The sequence below is a fragment of the Oleiphilus sp. HI0067 genome, assembly GCF_001635735.1.
The window spans coordinates 1-3,377 of record NZ_LWFI01000896.1 but is presented as its reverse complement, the minus strand read 5'-3'; the positions used below and the strand labels follow the sequence as shown (position 1 = coordinate 3,377).

General features: G+C 42.8%; 4 protein-coding genes and 1 pseudogene. 4 read left to right on the top strand and 1 reads right to left on the bottom strand.

The genetic code is table 11. The annotated features are described in order from the left end of the window. A pseudogene (locus tag A3739_RS10245) lies at positions 1–492 on the top strand (argininosuccinate synthase domain-containing protein); the annotation flags it as partial. A gap of 126 nt (positions 493–618) precedes the next feature. Beyond that, a complete protein-coding gene (locus A3739_RS10240; RefSeq protein WP_068501252.1) occupies positions 619–918 on the top strand; it encodes a hypothetical protein in 300 nt (99 codons plus the stop codon). A 1,263-nt stretch (positions 919–2,181) separates the two neighbouring features. Here A3739_RS10240 and A3739_RS10235 read toward each other — a convergent pair. After that, positions 2,182–2,805: a tyrosine-type recombinase/integrase gene (locus A3739_RS10235; protein WP_068501250.1), complete on the bottom strand. Its 624-nt coding sequence runs from the start codon at positions 2,803–2,805 to the stop codon at positions 2,182–2,184. A gap of 112 nt (positions 2,806–2,917) precedes the next feature. Here A3739_RS10235 and A3739_RS10230 point away from each other — a divergent pair, with 112 nt between their 5' ends. Both A3739_RS10230 and A3739_RS10225 read left to right on the top strand, forming a co-directional pair. Beyond that, entirely contained in the window at positions 2,918–3,196 is a 279-nt protein-coding gene (locus tag A3739_RS10230) for a type II toxin-antitoxin system RelE/ParE family toxin (RefSeq protein ID WP_068501247.1), read from the top strand. Then, positions 3,196–3,377 (top strand): HigA family addiction module antitoxin (locus tag A3739_RS10225; protein ID WP_068501243.1); only part of this gene is annotated, 182 nt, incomplete at its 3' end. The genes A3739_RS10230 and A3739_RS10225, both read left to right, overlap by 1 nt.

Below are 3,377 nucleotides of genomic sequence, written 5' to 3'. Positions count from 1 at the left end.
GAAGTGCTAGCGCACTTGAATGAAGTGGGTGGCGCAAACGGCATTGGTCGTTTAGACATCGTAGAAAACCGTTATGTTGGTATGAAGTCACGTGGTTGTTATGAGACACCTGGTGGCACCATCATGCTTAAAGCACACCGTGCGATCGAATCAATCACGCTAGACAAAGAAGCTGCGCACCTTAAAGACAGTGTGATGCCTAAGTATGCAGAGCTTGTATACAACGGATACTGGTGGTCACCAGAGCGTAAAGCGCTTCAAGCATTGATCGACGAGACACAAACTTACGTGAACGGTGTTGTGCGTTTGAAACTTTACAAAGGCAACGTCATCGTTGTTGGTCGTAAGTCAGAAGATACCTTGTTCGACGAAAGCATCGCGACATTTGAAGATGATGCTGGTGCATACGATCAGAAAGATGCAGATGGCTTTATCAAGCTAAATGCGCTTCGTTTGCGTATCGCCGCAGGCAAAGGTCGTGATTTGTCGTAAGTGATCTAAATGTCTGTCTTGAAAGTTAGAAGCTAAGACAGACTTTGAAAATAAAAAGCCCAGTCCCGAAAGGAACTGGGCTTTTTTCATTAGCTGATCAAGATGAGTTAGGAAATTAAACAAAATATGAGCGAATACAAAATTATCACGCAAGAGAAAGAGCATGGCTATGTGATACAAGGTAGCGATGTTTGTTTTGAGATTGCTATTGCATCAGAGGCGGGCGTAAGAAAAGTCTCTTCGGTATCTGCGTATGTAAATGCTGAGGACGATGATGCTGTCGACATTAACCGAGACGATGCGCTTAAGGCTGCTCAATTCGTGAAACAAATAGATTCAGATTTAATCCTGGGCGAATTAGTTCGCGGTGGATGGGATCAGCCAGAAAACGAACATTCAGAATTAGGCTGGTGGCAAACGGCTTAAGGGAGGCTCTGAGTTAATTCTGGGTGTTTGGAATTGGGCAGAAACGGTCTGTCTCTGCACCGTCATTCCGTACACAGAAGCGTGCACTAAAGTTTTTCTGGGATAAAGACAGGCTAATTCTTTTTTTCCTGTCGGTGGCAACCTACAGCGCCTTAAGACCTTTGTTTCGCCAAAGGTCTTAAGATGGCACATGCCAGCCTTTCTTGCTTCGCAATTCACCCTCATCTAAAGGCGACCCGGTACCCCAGGGCATCTTCTCTTGCTCTGCGAGCAATTCACCTTAATCGCTTGCGTGCTCAACGGGATTTAAGTTTCGTTCCAATCCGTCATTGCCGCGCAGGCGGCAATCTATGGTTTAAAGTGCAATGCACGGAATTAGACAGAAGCGGCTGTTGATTCAAGTCTTACGTGTAGGTCTGCTTATTCAAGTAAGAGGAACACTTCGGTAGACTCAGTTGCCGTTAATATGTGTTCAACAAATTGAGGAATTAGGGTGAACGAAACACCAAAAGGCAGTAAATCTTTTTCCACCCTGCTTATTTTATGCTGTTTCAATCTATTGTTTTTCGTACTGGCTTTCGATTACATTGAAAACGATTCGATATTGATTCGAAATACAGTTTCGCTAAGGGGTTATCCCGCACAGATAACTTTGCCCCTCGTATTCCTTAGTGTCCTAGCTGCAGACCTCTTATATTTCAAAAGCCTAAAAAAACAATGAAATTATCCAACAAAACTATAAACGATTGCTCCAAAAGTCAGACTAAACGATCCATCGCAGAGTCAGCCATCTTAATTAACATTTCGTTTGTAATATGAATTTCACGCCAAAATTTCGCAACGGACTATTCTTACTCTTAGCAACCATCGTATTAACTAGTTTCTTCTATCGTTCGTACCTAGATTTTGAATTAAAGTCCTTTCTATTTAGAGTCTTTTTTCTTTTATGTACAGTAATTTACCCAGCTTGGGGAATCATTTTGAACAAAGGTTACTATGTAAGTTTTGGGTTCGAAAAAGTACCTCCGGTATACAGCGATTTTGACGAGACCGCTAAAGGTAGATGTGCATTTTTTACACGCTTAGTAACAGTGGCAGCGATAGTAGTCTTTACATACTTGTTTTTCTCTAAGCTATGAGACACTTTGGTTAGTCATCCAAGATGAGTTGAAAGAGCTTCTTATGTCCAGCATCTCGATCAGACCTGACTCAGTATCGGGTTAGAAAGGGCTACCCGCAAATAGCCCTGTGGAATGAGGGGATTTAGATCTCTATGTTCTGCGCAAGCTCTAATGCGTCATCAACTTCAACGCCTAAGTATCTGACTGTACTTTCAAGGCTCGTATGGCCAAGTAGTATTTGAACTGCGCGTAGATTTTTAGTTTGCTTGTATATTATTGACGCTTTAGTACGGCGCATACTATGAGTGCCGTATGCGCTTGGATCGAGATCTATGCTAGTCACCCAGCTTTTTACGATACGGCCATAATGACGAGTTGTAATATGTCCTCCTAATTTTGATCTGCTAGGAAATAGATACTCTAGGGAGCTTAGCGAACGACTTTCAATCCAGTTCGCTATTGTCTCTCGGGTCTTTCTTGTGATTTCAAAAACGACTGGATGTTGTGTCTTTTGTTGGATGACTTGCGCTCTAACCATCACTTCGGAATTACGGGCGATATCTCGAACCATGAGTTTAACCAAGTCGCATCCGCGTAGTTTGCTGTCTAAAGCCAAGTTAAATAACGCTAAGTCTCTTAGTTTTCCAGCCATCTCCAGCCGTGTTCTGATTGCCCATATGTGCTCTTGTTTCAATGGTAGTTTTTGGCCTACCAGTTTCCCTTTGTTCCAAGGTTCGCGTTTCGATTTTTTCTCAGAGAAATACATAACTTACCTCCAAAACTTCGTTCATTAATGTGCCTTATCGATCAAGCACGAGAAACATTATGGACAATACTAAAGTTTGGCATGCTGAAACCTTTTGGGTTACACTTGCGCCATGATTAAAAGCTTCCTCCACAAAGGGCTTCAGAAGTTTTATGACTCTGGAAGTACCTCCGGCATCCAGAAAAAACATGAGAAGAAGCTTCGTTTGATTCTGACTAACCTTGATCAGGCTGAATGTCCCGATGATATGGATTTGCCCGGTCTGCATATGCACCCGTTAAAAGGTGCGCGTAAGGGTGTGTGGTCAGTAAGAGTAAGTGGCAACTGGCGAGTGACTTATCGCTTTGATGGCCGTGATGTTGAGATCGTGAATTACGAGGATTACCACTAATGTCTATGTTTAATCCCGCTCACCCCGGTGAGGTATTAAAAGAACTCGTTATCGAATCTCTTGGATTAACGATAACAGACGTGGCAAGTCATCTAGATGTGAGCCGAAAAACTTTATCTAAGGTTCTAAATGCACGCGGATCTTTAACGCCAGAAATGGCAGTAAGGCTAGAGCTAGCTTT

Coding starts and splice junctions, on each gene's coding strand:
- A3739_RS10230 (WP_068501247.1), top strand. CDS start 2,918: ATGATTAAAAGCTTCCTCCACAAAGGGCTTCAGAAGTTTTATGACTCT.
- A3739_RS10235 (WP_068501250.1), bottom strand. CDS start 2,805: ATGTATTTCTCTGAGAAAAAATCGAAACGCGAACCTTGGAACAAAGGG.
- A3739_RS10240 (WP_068501252.1), top strand. CDS start 619: ATGAGCGAATACAAAATTATCACGCAAGAGAAAGAGCATGGCTATGTG.